We start from the raw sequence: 14,240 nt of genomic DNA, 5'->3' as shown, positions 1-14,240 counted from the left end.
AGGTTTCATTTCAGGTCTTTCTTTCTGTTGAAATAACCGGCACGTACGGCGGTGCCAATCAGATTTACGAAGAAGCGGCAGGCTGTGACAGCAGTGATCTGATTCAGGTCTTTCTTGGGCGTAATCTCGACGATATCCATACCGACCACCTTTCCTTTCCGGACCAGGCCTTGAATCAGTTTGCGCATCTGATCATAGGTAACGCCCCCAAGGGCAGGGCCATTGACTGCGGGCATGATGGTGGGGTCGACGCCATCGGCGTCGCAGGTAATATAGTAATGTCCGTTATCCGGGATTCTTTCCAGCAGGCTCTCTATCCCTTCATCATGCAATTGGTGAGCGGGGACCAGGTTGGCGCCATAGGCGAGCGCCGCATCCACCTCTTCCTGGCGTGCCGAGCCATTGGCACGTAGACCGATTTGCCAGATTTCTCCAACATGGGACATTTCCGCGGCACGGCGAATTGGGCTTGAATAACCATCGGTCACACCATTGACCTCCTCACGCCAGTCAAGATGAGCATCGATATGGATCAATGTAATGGTCTCCCCCAACTCGTCTAACGCCTGTATGACGGGGATGGGCACACCATGGTCGCCACCGATCACCAGGGGCATGCCACCGAGTTGTAGAATTTTGCGGACGACCGCTTCGGCTGCTTTATAGTGCTGTCCGAGTGCGCGGGCATCGCCGGCGATGTCGCCACAATCGATCATACGAATATCCTGACCCGCCATCAGGGGACCACCCAGGTCAAAGTCGTAACGTTCGATGCTGCGCACCGCACGATCAGTGGCCTGACGTACAGCGGTCGGTGCATTGGTTTGATCGTTAGTCACTTCGTCAATTGTGTAGGGGGAGCCGTAGGGGATGCCCAATACAGCAATATCCACCCTATCCAGAGTATTCAGATCGCTGACGTACTCGGAATAAAAGAGACTTTTGTGACCGTGTTTAGGGGCGGTTAACAGTTCAGGTTTATAGTTCATGGTTACTCTGCTTCTCACAGTTGTTGGTTAATCCAGGCTCCACCACTCTCCGACTTCCCATAACTGCTCTTCGGTTTTTTTTACGGCCGAATGGATATCGATCCGTGCGTTGGCAGCAAACAGGGCGATCAGAAGTTCCGTGACCAGAAATGCCGGGGTCAGGGAGTCAAAAAATGAGGTGGTGGTTTTTTTTACCAGGATGCTTTCATTGGCCAGTCGGGCGAAAGGCGAGCTGGCGTTATCTGTAATGGCGACAATACGTATTTTTTTCTGGGCAAGATGACGGCATAGGGTAACCGTGCGACGTGCATGGGGTTCCAGACTGACAACCAGCAACACGTCTTTGGGTCCCAGGTCATGCATAAGGGACATGATGCCGGTCTCACCGGCACCATCTATCAGCTGGACATTATTGGTAAACCAGGAGCTGACATGGTGAAAATGGAATACGACGGGAAAAGATGAACGCATCCCCAGGCAGTATATGGTGCGTGCATCACCCAGTAACTTGCTGGCCCGGGTAATACTTTCAAATATTTCCTGCTGGTAGAGAGATTCCGTGTTAGAAAGCGCGCTTGCGATCAGGTCACGCAGAAGCGAGTCTTCCCCTTGCTGATTCTTTGCCACCAGGCCAGGCACACGGGATTCGTATACATTGCCTTTTGCCCTGATGGTATCGATAAATGCTTCCCGCAAGGCGTCATAACCACTTAAACCGATCCGCTTTGCAAGGCGGGTCATGGTGGAAGGTGGAACGCCCGCCAGTCGGGACTGCTCACGCATCGACATCACCGCCACTTCTCGCGGATATTCCAGAACAAAGCTGGCTGCCAGACGTTCTTGACGTGGCAGCTCCTCGTATATCGCTTTGAGTTGGGCAGTGACTTCGGCTTGGTTCATTTTCGGTCCCTTGTTGGGTTGACAGAACCGATATTGCAATAGGTGTGCCACTGGAAATTGATAATGATTCAAATGAATCATTACCGGCGCGGTGGGACAGGGATCATTATCCGCAGCAGGTGGACCAGGTCGGTCGGAAATGGTTGGGTTGATTCAAAACTGATTGAAAAATTGCGGTGACGCTGCCGGGCGGCTTCCGCCCCGCAGCTTCCGGTCTGCTGTTTGTTGCTTTTTTATGGTGCGGGGAGCCCTTAAATGGCGCATTGCGACGTACATGGGGATTGCCAAAAGGGCGTCATAGCGGAGATCGGTTTTGTATTCACCGAATAGGGTATCAATTCATGGAATTTTAACTGTGTGGGAGACAACTGTTCCAGTTGCTGCACAGATCAACAGCACCCTGTCGGCTTGGTTCGGTGCAAGTTCCCTATGGGTTTCTGAAATGGGCGTCTAAGCTCTTCCTATAGATCAGCATAGAGCAGACCGGTGACGCGCTGTTTCTATTGTTGATCCGGTAACGGGTGGTGACGAAATGCCTTTGGGTTGATATCACAGGTGATGCCATGACAAAAACGACCCCGTTGGATTGGTATGCGGAGGCGATACCTTTTGATGAGTTGCTGCAGATCGCCCGCTCGCACATCGATCAGTGTAATGCCCGGTCCCGCCCGGAAGTTTATCAATGTGCGTTGCAGGTAGTACGGCAGAAACTGTGTCCCTGTGCAGCGTCCGAGGCGCAGCTTGTCAACGCCCTGGTGGATGAGTTTCTGCGCACCGGCCAGCGCTGAACCGGTGGAGCTAGCGGGCGGTCAGCTTGATCTCTATCCGGCGGTTCTGGCGATAAGCCGCCTCGGTATGGGCCGGGTTCAGCGGATGGAACTCGGCGAAACCGGTGGCTGCCATGCGCTGCTCGGAGATACCCCGCGCCGCCAGGTGGCGCAATACGGACACAGCCCGGGCGGTGGAGAGCTCCCAGTTGGAGGCGAACAGGGCGCTCTTGATCGGTACCCGGTCAGTGTGCCCGTCGATGCGCAGAATCCAGTCGATCTGTTCGGGGATGATCTTGATCACATCCCGCAGTACCCGGGCCAGTTCGTCCAGCTGGCGTTGACCCGCCTCGCCCAGCTGGGCCGATCCCGAATCAAACAGAAGCTCGGACTGGAACAGGAACCGGTCACCCTTGACCTGGATGTAGGGATTGGATTTCAGCAGGCTGCTTAACTGGCCGAAAAAATCCGACCGATAGCGCTCCAGCTCGTTGACCCGCCGCGCCAGCTCCACGTTCAGTCGTTTGCCCAGATCGGTGATCTCGGCCGCCTGTTCCCGCTTCTGCCGTTCCGCCAGCGCCAGTGCCTGGCCGATCTCCTCCAGTTGGGAACGGAGTCCGTCGATGCGCTGTTTGAGCAGGGCGATCTCGGCCTGGGCGTCGGCAGAGAGGCGACGCTGCTCTTTCAGCGCCTCGGACTGCTCCCCCACCAGGGCGCTGAGGGCCTGGATACGAATCTTGCGCTCCTCGATCTCCACCTGGGCCAGGTGGGTGCGTTCGTTGGCCTCGGCCAGGCGTGCCTCCAGCGCCTTGTTCCGATCGCGCAGTTGGGTCGCCTCGTCGCTCTGTTGCCGGAGATTGGCGCTCAGTTTGCCAATTTCCCCCTCCAGCTGGTCACGCAGTTGCCGCAGCCGGTCGATGTCCTGTTGCAGGCTGGCGATATTGAGCAGCTGCTGTTCGATCTGTTGGCGATCGGTCGCCTGGCTCTCTTTCAGTTGGTCGATCTGGCTGGTCAGGTCGAAACGCTGCTCGGTGAGCTCGCTGATCATACCGGAGAGATTTTCCACGTTGCTGGTGAGGGCACGGTTCTTCTGCTGCTCCAGGCCGAGCTCGATGGTGAGCTGGTTGAGCCGCTGTTCCAGATCACCCAGCTCGCTCTCCTGGGTGGCGAGGATCTGGGACAGCATGAACTGGGCAAAGGTGAACACCAGCAGGACGAAAATCACCAGCATCAGCAGGGCGGCCAGGGCGTCCACATAGCCTGGCCAGACGTTAATGCTCTGCCGGGAGCGGCGTGAGTAGGCGGACATGGTCTCCTCAGCCGTCGTCTTTGTCGGGTTGATCGATAGCCATCCGGTCAGGCGCCGGCGGCGCTTCCCGGTCTGATCGGTTGCGCTGTTCCATCTTCTCCCGCAACTGCTGGTTGAGGCGTAGCTCCAGGTTGTCGGCATCTTCGGTGGGTGGGTGGCTGCCGGGCTCGTCGATCAGCTGGGTGAGGCCGGAGAGCCACTCCTCCAGGTCATTGAAGAAACGGTTCTGGGCATGGCCGGCCAGGATGTCGAGGAAGCCGAGCACCAGGGAGCCGCCGAGTCCGAACAGGGAGGAGCTGAAGGCGGTACCCATACCCTGCAGAGGCTGCTGCAACCCGGCTTTCAGTTGCTGAAAGACGGCGCCAAAATCCCGGTTGCCCACGTCCAGCCCGTCGATCACGCTGCTCACCGAGGCGATGGTGCCAAGCAGACCCCAGAAGGTGCCCAGCAGGCCGAGGAACACCAGCAGGCCGATCATGTAGCGGGAGATCTCCCGGGACTCGTCGAGGCGGGCGCGAATCCCGTCCAGCACGGTGCGTAGCGACAGGGCGGAGAGTCTGAATCTATCTTTGCGGCGTCCGTGCAGATGACGCGCCAGGGGCTTCATCAGACGCGGGCTTTCGGCCAGGGAGATTCCCGCCTCCCCGGAACGGAACAGGGTGACCCAGCGGATCTCCGGCTCCAGCACAATGACATGGCGGATGTTGATGATCATACCGATCAACAGGGCGCCCATGATCACCGAGTTGAATCCCGGATTGGCCATGAAAGCGGCCTGCAGGGGGACGAACAGCAGCAGACAGACGCCGGTGACCAGCGCCAGGTAGATTCCCATCCAGAACAGGGATTGACGTGGATTACTCATAACAGGGGGAAGCCTCCCAAAAATGCAGCTGTCACCATACTCCGGGATGGGCCGGGGTTCAACGGACCGGGACACAGATTAAACCGTCTCGGCGGACTTGACCGGGGAGCGTATGATTGGTCTGATCAGAAGCGCCTCACCAGCACCGGATGGCAGCGGTGCCCGCCGGGGTCAAATCGCTAATTCAATTCACTGAAGAAGATCGCTATGAACTCAAAGACTAGAGCGCCGTTCAAATGGGAAGACCCGTTACTCCTGGATCAACAGCTCAGCGAGGAGGAGCGGATGGTGCGGGACAGTGCCCACAAATACTGTCAGGAGCGGTTGATGCCTCGGGTGCTGGAGGCTAACCGCCATGAGCATTTCGATCGTGACATCATGAACGAGATGGGGGAGTTGGGTCTGCTCGGCGCCACGATTGAGGGTTACGGCTGCGCCGGGCTCAATTATGTCTGCTATGGCCTGATTGCCCGGGAAGTGGAGCGGGTCGACTCCGGTTACCGTTCCGCCATGAGTGTGCAGTCCAGCCTGGTGATGTATCCCATTCACGCCTATGGTACCGAACAGCAGCGCCGCAAATACCTGCCGGGACTGGCCAGGGGTGAGCTGGTGGGCTGTTTCGGCCTGACCGAGCCGGATCACGGTTCCGATCCGGCCGGCATGAAAACCCGTGCCCGCAAGGTGGAGGGTGGTTACGCCCTGTCCGGCGCCAAGATGTGGATCACCAACTCACCGATTGCCGACCTGTTCGTGGTCTGGGCCAAGGATGACGCCGGGGTGATTCGCGGTTTTATCCTGGAGAAGGGAATGCCGGGACTGTCCGCACCCAAGATCGAGGGCAAGTTCTCCCTGCGCGCCTCCATCACCGGCGAGATCGTCATGGACCAGGTGTTGGTGCCGGAGGAGAACTTGCTGCCCAATGTGCAGGGATTGGCGGGGCCGTTCGGCTGTCTCAACCGCGCCCGCTACGGTATCGCCTGGGGGGTACTGGGGGCGGCGGAGGAGTGCTGGCACCGGGCGCGCAACTACACCCTGGATCGCCAACAGTTTGGCCGACCGCTGGCGGCCAACCAGCTCATTCAGCTGAAACTGGCCAATATGCAGACCGAGATCACCCTGGGACTGCAAGGCTGCCTGCAACTGGGGCGACTGTTCGATAGCGGTCAGGCGGCACCGGAGGCGATCTCCCTGATGAAGCGTAACAACGCCGGCAAGGCACTGGATATTGCCCGTATGGCCCGGGACATGCACGGCGGTAACGGGATCTCCGACGAGTTCCATGTGATCCGGCACGCCATGAACCTGGAGGCGGTCAATACCTACGAAGGCACCCATGATGTGCATGCCCTGATCCTGGGCCGTGCCCAGACCGGCATTCAGGCGTTCGCGCCCTGATCGGACGCCGGGAGGGCCCCTTCCCCGCTCAACCCGGTTGGCCGGCCTCCCTGAACCGGTCCCGCTCTTCCAGGGTGTTGATATTCAGGAAGGTGTCCGGGATATCGGAGAAGTCGGCGGTGACCGTGTTGTGCTTCCGGTACCACCAGTCGATCTTCCGTTCCCCGGCGGCCAGGAACTCTTCCAGGCTCGGTTGCAGGCGGGTGGAGATGAGGGCGTAGACCGGCTGCATGCGGTTGCCGTCATGGGCCACCGCGATCTCCGCCCCAGCCGCCTGCTGGGCGTGGTAGAGGCGGTTGACCAGATCTGCCGGCAGGCAGGGGCCGTCACAGGGGAGCGTGACGATAAAGTCGCTCTCCACCTGCTGCATGGCGGCCAGAAAGCCGGCCAGGGGGCCCTGGAAATCGCTCAGGGTGTCGCTGACCACCGGGTGGCCGTAGCGGGCATACTGTTCAGTATTGCGGTTGGCGTTGATCAGGATCTGGTTCACCTGGGGTGCGATACGGGCGATCACATGTTCGATCAGGGGCTGGCCGGCCAGCTCCACCAGGCCCTTGTCCTGTCCGCCCATGCGGCGGGCCTTGCCGCCAGCCAGGATAACCGCGGTAATGGAGCCGCGGGAGGGGTGGTCACTCATGCTTTTTTACCTGTCGGTCTGATTCTGCGGGGTGGCTGGTCGAACAGGAACTGCTCGATACCGTGATAGAGTAGGAAATGTTCGCCTTTGGCACGGGCCACCAGGGTGACGCCGAGGCGCTGGGCCAGCTCCAGTCCCATCTGGGTGACACCGGAACGGGAGAGCAGAATCGGTATACCCATCTGCGCTACCTTGATCACCATCTCCGAGGTGAGTCTGCCGGTGGTGTAGAAGATTTTGTCGTGGCCGGGGGTCTGGTTCATCCACATGTGGCCGGCGATGGTGTCCACGGCGTTGTGGCGACCCACCTCCTCGACGAAATGGAGAATCTCGGTGCCCTGACAGAGGGCGCAACCATGCACGGCGCCGGCCCGCCGGTAGATCTGGTTGTGCTCATCCAGGGCATTCAGCAGGCCGTAGATCAGGGATTGCCGGAGCTCACGCTTTGGCAGGGAGATCCGGTCCAGGTCATCCATCAGATCGCCGAACACGGTGCCCTGGCCGCAACCGGTGGTCACGGTCTTGCGACTGAGGCGCTGCTCCAGATCGGGAATCTCCTCCCGGGTCTGGATGGCGGCGGCACCGGTCTCCCAGTCCACCTGAATCACGGCGACCTGCTCAACCCGTTGCACCAGGCGCTGGTTGCGCAGCCAGCCCAGTACCAGCATTTCCGGTTGTGATCCCAGGGTCATCAGGGTGACCAGTTCACGCTTGTTCAGATAGAGGGTCAGGGCCCGCTCCGCCGCCACATGACCGTCACGGGGACTGCCATACTCATCCAGCGAGGTGACGGCCAGGGTGGAGTCCAGCCCGGCGTCACTCAGCAGCAGGCCGGGGGGCGCGGTGGAGGGTGTTGAATCGGCAGTCATGATGTATGGAATCCTTGATCTGACGCTATCCCCGGACCGGGCCCGGCGCAGGAACGGTAAATGGCCTGGCCACTCGACCTGGTGCGGCATTATGCCATGGAACCGGCTGTCGACAGTCCCGATAGTTACAACGATTGATTGCTATTATCAGTTAATTCTGCCACAACGGGTAGAAGATATAATCCCTGGCAAGAAGCCAATTATAGCTGGAGTTTGAACATGGCCCTGATCATTACCGATGAGTGTATCAACTGTGACGTCTGTGAACCCGAGTGTCCCAACGGCGCCATCAGCCAGGGGGATGAGATCTACGAGATCGATCCCGATCTCTGTACCGAATGCGTGGGTCACTATGATGAACCCCAATGCGTTGAGGTCTGCCCGGTGGACTGTATCCCCAAGGACCCCGATCGGGAAGAGACCAAAGAGGAGTTGCTGGAGAAATACAACCGGATCTCCAGCACCTGAGCCAGCCGCATCCGGCTGACCGATTCCCGGCTGCCAGACAGGGTCGACTTGATTAATCGGACTTATCTGGTTTCAATGTGCCTGCCTTCAGTAGCTGCCGGGAAGAGTCGAGTTTGAGGAAATCTGTCTTTATCTGCCTGCTGGTGCTGCTCCCCGGTCTGGTTGTGGCCGGGAAATACCGTCAGGCGGCCTATATTACCAATCTCTATTTTGCTGACCGGATTGTATCCGATAACCATTCGGTGCAGCCGGAGCAGGTGATCACCCGACTGAAAGCAGGGGATCCGCAAGTGGCCGTCTATCTGGTCATCAACCTGTTGCTGGATCGGGGTGAGCACCGGCTGGAAGTGGATATCATGGACAGCGAAGGGACGCTGTTCGACAAGCTGAAGTTTGACAAGGTGCTGGCCAACCAGGATGACTGGCGCTATGCCGCCACCGGTCGGTTCGGAGGGGAACTGCCCGAGGGCGGAATGTTCTTCAGAATCTATGACAGCCACGAAGGTGGTGCGAAAGAGGTGCTGGGCACGGCCCGTCTGATGACCGCCCGTTGAGAGTAACCGTTGTAAAAGCGAGGAGAGTATTTATGCAATTCAGTCCCTGTAAAGGTGGAGATTTTTGTAGCAAGGAGGGTAGCCACTGCTCCGGCTGCGGACGCAGCCATGAAGAGATCGCCAAGACCCGGGATCTGGTCTTTGCCATCACCCGGTTTGCGGTGGAGATGGGCTATGAGAATGTTGAGGATTTTACCGCGTTCGTGGGTGACAAGGCGGCAAAAAATGTGCGCAAACAGCAGCAGTTGGGCCAGATGGGTGGTATTGGTATCCCGGTCGGCAAGTGAGATTGGCAACCGGCCGTGCCGGTGATGCTCCGCGCTTGTCGAACGACCGGTTTGCCCGGCTTGTTCCGCCGCCGTCAGCGTTGGCAGCGGCTGCAGTAGACGCTGGAACGCTGGCCGATACGCTGCTGCTTGAGCGGGTTCCCGCAGCCGGGACAGGGGCTGCCGGCCTTACCGTAAACCAGTAGTTCCTGGGCGAAATAGCCCGGTTTGCCATCCTCCTGCTGAAAATCCCGCAAGGTGGTGCCGCCCTGAATAATGGCGGCCGCCAGCACCTGCTTGATCTCCTCCGCCAGCCGGGCGCAGCGTGCCAGCGAGATCCGGCCGGCCGGCCGGGCCGGATGGATGCCGGCTCGGAACAGCGCTTCGTTGGCGTAGATATTCCCCACCCCCACCACTACCCGGCCATCCATGATCAGGTTCTTTATTGCCACCCGGCGCTGTTGCGCCTGACGGTGCAGGTAGACACCGTTGAACTCTTCCGACAGGGGCTCCGGACCCAGGTGGGCTATCAACGGGTGTTGCTCCACCGGCTGATCGGTCCAGAGTACGGCGCCGAAACGGCGCGGGTCGCGCAGGCGCAGGCAACACTGCTTGAACAGCAGATCGAAATGGTCGTGTTTACCCGGAACGGTGTCCCGGGGCAGGATACGCAGGCTGCCGGACATGCCCAGGTGCAGAATCAGGCTGCCGTTGCTGAGTCTGAGCAGGAGATATTTGGCCCGACGCTCCACGGCACGAACCGTTCTGCCACCCAGCAGGTCGCCCAGGTTGCCGGGAATCGGCCAGCGCAGTCGTGGCTGACGCACCACCACCCCGCTGATGCGCTGTCCCTGAATATGGGGCGCAATGCCGCTGCGGGTGGTCTCGACTTCGGGTAGTTCCGGCATGTCAGGGTCCCTCTCCGGGTGGTTTCAGCAGGTTATCGTTGTCGAGCCGATAGGCTAACCCCAGCACCGGGTTGATCAGCAAAATACCTGACCCCTGGCGGATCAGTCCCAGCCGGATCGGGTGTGGCTGGTTCTGTAGCCGGATGCTGAGCTGCTGTTCCGGGACTGTGTCGGGTGCGCGGCTCACCCCACCGGCCTGGACCTGCTGCCAGTCGGTCACTTTCTGCACCAGCTGTGACGGATCAGTCCCGGTGGGGTCAGGGTCCAGCACCCAGCGCTGCTGTTGCCGGTAGAGGCGCCAGTCGGGCAGGTTGACTTCGCTGATCTGTGCACCCGGCGGAAACAGGTTGGGGCTGATGAACTCTTCCGCCCGGGCGGTGGCATGGTGGGGGAAGATGTCCTTGATCAGGTAGAGCTGGTCATCGATACGCAGATAGCGACGGTGATTGTAGGGATGGGTGCCACCAAAAATGATCCGGGTCTGGTCGAAGGTGAGTTCGGCAAGGGGCTCCTCCAGGCCGAATTCCGCCAGTCGATCGGCCGGCAGAGGGAAGGATTCGATGGCCGGCGTGGTAAGCAGACCCAATAGTTTCTCGATACGCGCTCCATTGGCGGCCACCCGGTAGGGTTCGGTCATCTGCCAGCCGGCGGCCTGCCGTTGCAGGATGAATCGGGGTGCCTTGCCATTGTGGATGGTGATCTGTTGCACAGCGGCCGGATCGAGCCGGGTCAGGGGGCGGGTCGCGGGACCGTCCTGCCGATCCGGGGTCAGCCAGACAGACAGGGCCAGTCCCCCTACCAGCAGCAACAGGAGCAGATTGATCAGACTCGCTCTGCGCATATCGGCATCTCCCTAGGCCTGGCGGCGGCGCCACCAGATCAACAGACCGGTGGTGATGAGCAGTAACGGCACAACAAACAGGAAGCCGAGCCCGATGACAGCGCCGGCGTTCCGGCTCAGGTTAAGACGGGTGTCAGGGGCGGTGCGGGCCGGGATGTCCAGCAGGTTGTGGTCACCACTGAGCCAGCGCACCAGGTTGAGCCCCAGGTCCAGGTTGCCGCCATTGCCCAGGTAGGCGTTGGAGAGGAAATCCCCGTCGCCCAACACGATCAATCTCTGCGTGTGGTCGGACTGTTGGCGACTGAAGGCGTATCCCAGGGTCAGGGGGCCGGGCCGTTCGCCCAGATCGCCATCCCGTTGCAGTTCGCCGACCAGCTCACTGGTTTCGTTCCAGCTGCCGGGGGCGGTCTGTAACAGTGGCGTGGCCTGCCAGTCACCGGTCGGGTTGGCCTCCAGGGCGGCGGCAAACGGATAGATGGTCACCAGTCGGAACTGGTCGGTGGCCGGATGATCCGGGAACTTGCTGACCAGGGCGAAGGCGGGATTATCCAGCCCCAGCCTGGCGGCGTTGGCATCCACCACCGTTCCGGGCAGGATGTTGAGTTGGAGTTCGGACAGCAGATCCGCAATGCCGTGTTGCGGACCGGGGTCGGTGAGCCAGAGCAGATTTCCGCCCCGGGTAAGATAATCCCGGATCAGTGCAGTTTCGCTGGGCAGGTAGTCGATGCGCGGCCCGGCGATGACCAGTAGGGCGGTGTTGCGCGGAATCATCGGTTGTGTGCTCAACTGCAGGGGCTGTATCCGGTAGCCCTTGCGCCGCAGGGCAGTACCGAAATCCCCCAGGTCATGGTTGGCCTTGCCGTTCAGCCGGCGTTCGCCATGCCCTTCGAGGGTGGCGATCCAGCGCTGGCCCTGCTGGATCAGTCGCTGAATGGTGTTGCTGATCTGCTGTTCATTCAGGATGGAGAGGTTCTCGCTGCGGCCCTGGTAGCTGAGGTGCAGCTCACCGGATCGGCGAATCCCCAGCTCCCGGGTCAGTTCCGGCTGCAGTGAGGGGTTGATGAACTCCAGGGTGATATCGGGACGCACCCGTTGATAGGGTTCGATGACCGCCCGGATGCGCTGCCGCAGTTGTGGTTCGTCGGGGGCAAAGGAGCGGATCTGCAGTGGCCCCTCCAGCCGCTCCAGCAGTTGCTGACTGGCACTGGTGAGGCTGTTTCTGGAGCGGTCACTCCAGTCGAACACGGACTGGTAATGTTGGCTCAGCCAGCCGGCCAGGCCGATGGCGGTTGCCAGCAGCAGATAGAACAGCAGTCCCTCCAGGCGCTGCCCGAGGCGTTTGCGAGGTTTCCGGGTGATCGCTTCAGTCACCATGACGCCGACGCTCCAGACGGTGGATGGTCATCAGCAGAGAGCCGATAATCAGCAGCAGGAAGTAGGCTACATCCCCGCTGCGTACCAGGCCATCGAGAAAGGGCCGGTAGTGGCTGGCCAGGGAGAGCCATTCAAACAGGCGACTCTGCTGGTCGGAACCGGACAGGTTGGCGATCCAGAGAAACAGCAGCACACCGTAGGTGCTGACGGCCGCCACCGCGGGTTGTGCGGTCAAGCTGGAGAGCAGCAGCCCGATTGCTCCATAGCAGCCCAGCAGCAGCGCCAGGCCGAGCAGACTGCTGGCCAGCCGGCCCATGTCCAGGGTGCTGCCCAGCAGCAGTGACAGGGGCAGCAGGGCGATCAGCAGCAGCAACAGGCCAAACACACCCATTACAGCCAGGTATTTGCCGAGCACGATACGGGTGCTGGAGAGTGGCGCAGAGAGCAGCAGCCGGATGGTGCCGCTGCGGTACTCGTCGCACAGCAGACGCATGGTCAGCAGGGGTGTCAGCAACAGCAGTATCATGGCACCGGAATCGAACAGGGGGGCTATCACCAGGTCGGTGACACCCAGCTCGGAGGCCCCGGCCACCAGCTTGGGTTGCAGTCGCATGAAGCTCTCAATCTGCACCAGAAACAGCCAGGCCAGAAGCAGCATGGCGATCCCCAGCAGGCTCCAGGCGAGCGGGGAGAGGAACAGGGCGCGCAACTCTCTGCCGGCGACTACCCGGATCATGGCACGCTCTCCCCGAGTGTCACCTGGGTGAAGATCCGCTCCAGATCGTCCTGATCGGTGCGCAGCTCACAGAGTCGATCCCCCTGGCCCACGATGGCCGCGGCGATCTCACCCGGTTGATGGTTGCTGTCCAGAGTCAGGCAGTATTGCTGCGGACCGATTGGTTCCACCTTCACCACATCCGGCAGTGTGGCCAGATAGTCTCTGTCCCGCGACTCCGGGGCCAGGGTCACCAGCAGCCGGTTCTGCTGCTGCCGGCTGACCGGTCCGGAATAGACCAGCCGACCCTGATGCAGGATCAGCACCCGGTCACAGACCGCCTGCACTTCGGGCAGGATATGGGTGGAGAGCAGGATACCGCATTCGCTGGCCAGGCTGCGGATCAGTTGCCGGATCTCCCGCACCTGGTTCGGATCCAGGCCGCTGGTGGGTTCGTCCAGAATAATGGTGCGTGGGTTGTGGATGATCGCCTGGGCGATACCGACCCGTTGCTGGTAGCCCTTGGAGAGGTTGCCGATCACCCGCTTTCCCATGGACTCCAGTCCGCAACGCTGTTTGGCCTGGCGGACCGCCTGGTTCAGTTCGGACGAACCGACCCGGTGCAGCCGGGCGCAGTAGTGCAGGTACTCGTCCACCCGCATCTCCGGGTAGAGGGGGGGTACTTCGGGTAGATAGCCCAGGGCCCGTTTGGCCTGGATTGGCTCTTTCTGCAGATCGAAACCGTTCAGTTGCACCGTGCCGCTGCTCGGGGCCAGGACACCGCTGATGATCTGCATGGTGGTGGATTTGCCGGCGCCGTTGGGGCCGAGAAATCCCAGTACCTCACCCGGTTGCAGATCGAAACTGATGTCCGCCACCGCACAGTGATCGGCGTAGTGTCGGGAGATATTTTCGATGTGGATTAATGCAGCCATTGGGGCTGCAAGGTACAGGAGATCGGGGCCTCAGATCAAGGTATCAGATCCCGTTCCCAGGCGGGAGTGACAGGCCGGCCTGATCGGCGTGGAGACGTCACTCCGGGCGGGTCTCCAGCAGCATGGGTGGGTTCAGAAAGAAACCGGTCGGTCCGCTTCACGAAAGGTCCGGACAAGACCGCTTAATGGTATTGGGCTGCCTCCGGTAACGTGGCGGCTGCTCCCCGGTTTAGCGGGAGAGTTGGTCCGGGGTCCGGGGTTGCTGGCAGATGCAGTTGGCGGTCCAGCGTGCGAAGGTGTGCTCGGACGGCGGTGTGACCCCGATGTAGTCTGCCGAGAGTGCAATAAAGTCGGCTATCCGCTCCCGCTCTTTGCATTGGCTGGTTTGATGTTCCATGGGATCTCCTTCTGTCAAATGGTGATTGGGTAATACCTTACTGTTACGCTT

The 14,240-nt window shown here is 60.3% G+C and carries 17 protein-coding genes; 5 read left to right on the top strand and 12 right to left on the bottom strand.

Features of this window, described 5'->3' with window-relative positions; all coding sequences use genetic code 11:
* Window positions 1-5: 5 nt before the first annotated feature.
* Both AAY24_RS10005 and AAY24_RS10000 read right to left on the bottom strand, forming a co-directional pair.
* Complete coding sequence (locus AAY24_RS10005; protein WP_046859567.1) at window positions 6-989, bottom strand: agmatinase; 984 nt, start codon at window positions 987-989, stop codon at window positions 6-8.
* Window positions 990-1,016: 27 nt separating this feature from the next.
* The gene (locus AAY24_RS10000) at window positions 1,017-1,889 is read right to left on the bottom strand and encodes a MurR/RpiR family transcriptional regulator (protein WP_046859566.1); all 873 of its coding nucleotides are present in this window, start codon (window positions 1,887-1,889) and stop codon (window positions 1,017-1,019) included.
* Window positions 1,890-2,452: 563 nt separating this feature from the next.
* Between AAY24_RS10000 and AAY24_RS09995 the strand changes: the two genes are divergently transcribed.
* Complete coding sequence (locus AAY24_RS09995) at window positions 2,453-2,677, top strand: hypothetical protein (RefSeq protein ID WP_046859565.1); 225 nt, start codon at window positions 2,453-2,455, stop codon at window positions 2,675-2,677.
* Between the two features lie 10 nt (window positions 2,678-2,687).
* Here the strand turns inward: AAY24_RS09995 and AAY24_RS09990 are convergent, their stop codons facing one another.
* On the bottom strand, window positions 2,688-3,965 hold the full coding sequence (locus tag AAY24_RS09990) for a peptidoglycan-binding protein (RefSeq protein WP_046859564.1): 1,278 nt from the start codon (window positions 3,963-3,965) through the stop codon (window positions 2,688-2,690).
* A 7-nt stretch (window positions 3,966-3,972) separates the two neighbouring features.
* On the bottom strand, window positions 3,973-4,830 hold the full coding sequence (locus tag AAY24_RS09985; RefSeq protein WP_234422155.1) for a flagellar motor protein MotA: 858 nt from the start codon (window positions 4,828-4,830) through the stop codon (window positions 3,973-3,975).
* A 207-nt stretch (window positions 4,831-5,037) separates the two neighbouring features.
* Here AAY24_RS09985 and AAY24_RS09980 point away from each other — a divergent pair, with 207 nt between their 5' ends.
* Complete coding sequence (locus AAY24_RS09980) at window positions 5,038-6,225, top strand: acyl-CoA dehydrogenase (RefSeq protein ID WP_046859563.1); 1,188 nt, start codon at window positions 5,038-5,040, stop codon at window positions 6,223-6,225.
* A 28-nt stretch (window positions 6,226-6,253) separates the two neighbouring features.
* Here AAY24_RS09980 and mobA read toward each other — a convergent pair whose 3' ends face one another.
* Complete coding sequence (gene mobA, locus AAY24_RS09975; RefSeq protein WP_046859562.1) at window positions 6,254-6,862, bottom strand: molybdenum cofactor guanylyltransferase MobA; 609 nt, start codon at window positions 6,860-6,862, stop codon at window positions 6,254-6,256.
* Entirely contained in the window at window positions 6,859-7,731 is an 873-nt protein-coding gene (locus AAY24_RS09970; RefSeq protein WP_046859561.1) for a formate dehydrogenase accessory sulfurtransferase FdhD, read from the bottom strand. Before AAY24_RS09970 ends, mobA begins: the two co-directional genes overlap by 4 nt.
* 219 nt (window positions 7,732-7,950) lie before the next feature.
* On the opposite strand from AAY24_RS09970, the gene AAY24_RS09965 reads away from it, so the two are divergent.
* The 3 genes from AAY24_RS09965 to AAY24_RS09955 all read left to right on the top strand — a co-directional run bounded on the left by AAY24_RS09965 (window position 7,951) and on the right by AAY24_RS09955 (window position 9,040).
* Entirely contained in the window at window positions 7,951-8,199 is a 249-nt protein-coding gene (locus AAY24_RS09965) for a YfhL family 4Fe-4S dicluster ferredoxin (RefSeq protein WP_046859560.1), read from the top strand.
* A gap of 113 nt (window positions 8,200-8,312) precedes the next feature.
* Window positions 8,313-8,753 carry a hypothetical protein gene (locus tag AAY24_RS09960; protein WP_046859559.1) on the top strand — a complete coding sequence of 147 codons (441 nt, stop codon included), beginning with the start codon at window positions 8,313-8,315 and terminating at the stop codon, window positions 8,751-8,753.
* 32 nt (window positions 8,754-8,785) lie between these two features.
* Window positions 8,786-9,040 (top strand): DUF1289 domain-containing protein, encoded by a 255-nt coding sequence (locus AAY24_RS09955; RefSeq protein WP_046859558.1) that lies wholly within the window; start codon window positions 8,786-8,788, stop codon window positions 9,038-9,040.
* Between the two features lie 74 nt (window positions 9,041-9,114).
* Here the strand turns inward: AAY24_RS09955 and mutM are convergent, their stop codons facing one another.
* From mutM to AAY24_RS19200, 6 genes are all read right to left on the bottom strand, one after another.
* On the bottom strand, window positions 9,115-9,927 hold the full coding sequence (gene mutM / locus AAY24_RS09950; RefSeq protein ID WP_046859557.1) for a bifunctional DNA-formamidopyrimidine glycosylase/DNA-(apurinic or apyrimidinic site) lyase: 813 nt from the start codon (window positions 9,925-9,927) through the stop codon (window positions 9,115-9,117).
* A 1-nt stretch (window position 9,928) separates the two neighbouring features.
* Window positions 9,929-10,768 (bottom strand): DUF4340 domain-containing protein, encoded by an 840-nt coding sequence (locus AAY24_RS18510; protein ID WP_052761169.1) that lies wholly within the window; start codon window positions 10,766-10,768, stop codon window positions 9,929-9,931.
* A gap of 12 nt (window positions 10,769-10,780) precedes the next feature.
* The gene (locus AAY24_RS09940; RefSeq protein WP_046859556.1) at window positions 10,781-12,142 is read right to left on the bottom strand and encodes a GldG family protein; all 1,362 of its coding nucleotides are present in this window, start codon (window positions 12,140-12,142) and stop codon (window positions 10,781-10,783) included.
* On the bottom strand, window positions 12,132-12,878 hold the full coding sequence (locus tag AAY24_RS18765; protein ID WP_046861188.1) for an ABC transporter permease: 747 nt from the start codon (window positions 12,876-12,878) through the stop codon (window positions 12,132-12,134). The genes AAY24_RS09940 and AAY24_RS18765 overlap by 11 nt, the downstream gene beginning before the upstream one ends.
* Window positions 12,875-13,792 (bottom strand): ABC transporter ATP-binding protein, encoded by a 918-nt coding sequence (locus AAY24_RS09930; protein WP_046859555.1) that lies wholly within the window; start codon window positions 13,790-13,792, stop codon window positions 12,875-12,877. Before AAY24_RS09930 ends, AAY24_RS18765 begins: the two co-directional genes overlap by 4 nt.
* 229 nt (window positions 13,793-14,021) lie before the next feature.
* A complete protein-coding gene (locus AAY24_RS19200) occupies window positions 14,022-14,189 on the bottom strand; it encodes a hypothetical protein (protein WP_199930337.1) in 168 nt (55 codons plus the stop codon).
* Window positions 14,190-14,240: the final 51 nt, after the last annotated feature.

The sequence above is a fragment of the Sedimenticola thiotaurini genome, from assembly GCF_001007875.1.
In the GTDB taxonomy this organism is placed as follows: domain Bacteria; phylum Pseudomonadota; class Gammaproteobacteria; order Chromatiales; family Chromatiaceae; genus Sedimenticola; species Sedimenticola thiotaurini.
Note: the sequence above shows the minus strand (reverse complement) of the source record. Positions and strands in the feature narration are given on the sequence as shown.

Coding starts and splice junctions, on each gene's coding strand:
- AAY24_RS19200 (WP_199930337.1), bottom strand. CDS start 14,189: ATGGAACATCAAACCAGCCAATGCAAAGAGCGGGAGCGGATAGCCGAC.
- AAY24_RS09990 (WP_046859564.1), bottom strand. CDS start 3,965: ATGTCCGCCTACTCACGCCGCTCCCGGCAGAGCATTAACGTCTGGCCA.
- AAY24_RS09965 (WP_046859560.1), top strand. CDS start 7,951: ATGGCCCTGATCATTACCGATGAGTGTATCAACTGTGACGTCTGTGAA.
- AAY24_RS09980 (WP_046859563.1), top strand. CDS start 5,038: ATGAACTCAAAGACTAGAGCGCCGTTCAAATGGGAAGACCCGTTACTC.
- AAY24_RS09970 (WP_046859561.1), bottom strand. CDS start 7,731: ATGACTGCCGATTCAACACCCTCCACCGCGCCCCCCGGCCTGCTGCTG.
- AAY24_RS10000 (WP_046859566.1), bottom strand. CDS start 1,889: ATGAACCAAGCCGAAGTCACTGCCCAACTCAAAGCGATATACGAGGAG.
- AAY24_RS09940 (WP_046859556.1), bottom strand. CDS start 12,142: ATGGTGACTGAAGCGATCACCCGGAAACCTCGCAAACGCCTCGGGCAG.
- mobA (WP_046859562.1), bottom strand. CDS start 6,862: ATGAGTGACCACCCCTCCCGCGGCTCCATTACCGCGGTTATCCTGGCT.
- AAY24_RS09985 (WP_234422155.1), bottom strand. CDS start 4,830: ATGAGTAATCCACGTCAATCCCTGTTCTGGATGGGAATCTACCTGGCG.
- AAY24_RS09955 (WP_046859558.1), top strand. CDS start 8,786: ATGCAATTCAGTCCCTGTAAAGGTGGAGATTTTTGTAGCAAGGAGGGT.
- AAY24_RS10005 (WP_046859567.1), bottom strand. CDS start 989: ATGAACTATAAACCTGAACTGTTAACCGCCCCTAAACACGGTCACAAA.
- mutM (WP_046859557.1), bottom strand. CDS start 9,927: ATGCCGGAACTACCCGAAGTCGAGACCACCCGCAGCGGCATTGCGCCC.
- AAY24_RS09995 (WP_046859565.1), top strand. CDS start 2,453: ATGACAAAAACGACCCCGTTGGATTGGTATGCGGAGGCGATACCTTTT.
- AAY24_RS09930 (WP_046859555.1), bottom strand. CDS start 13,792: ATGGCTGCATTAATCCACATCGAAAATATCTCCCGACACTACGCCGAT.
- AAY24_RS18765 (WP_046861188.1), bottom strand. CDS start 12,878: ATGATCCGGGTAGTCGCCGGCAGAGAGTTGCGCGCCCTGTTCCTCTCC.
- AAY24_RS18510 (WP_052761169.1), bottom strand. CDS start 10,768: ATGCGCAGAGCGAGTCTGATCAATCTGCTCCTGTTGCTGCTGGTAGGG.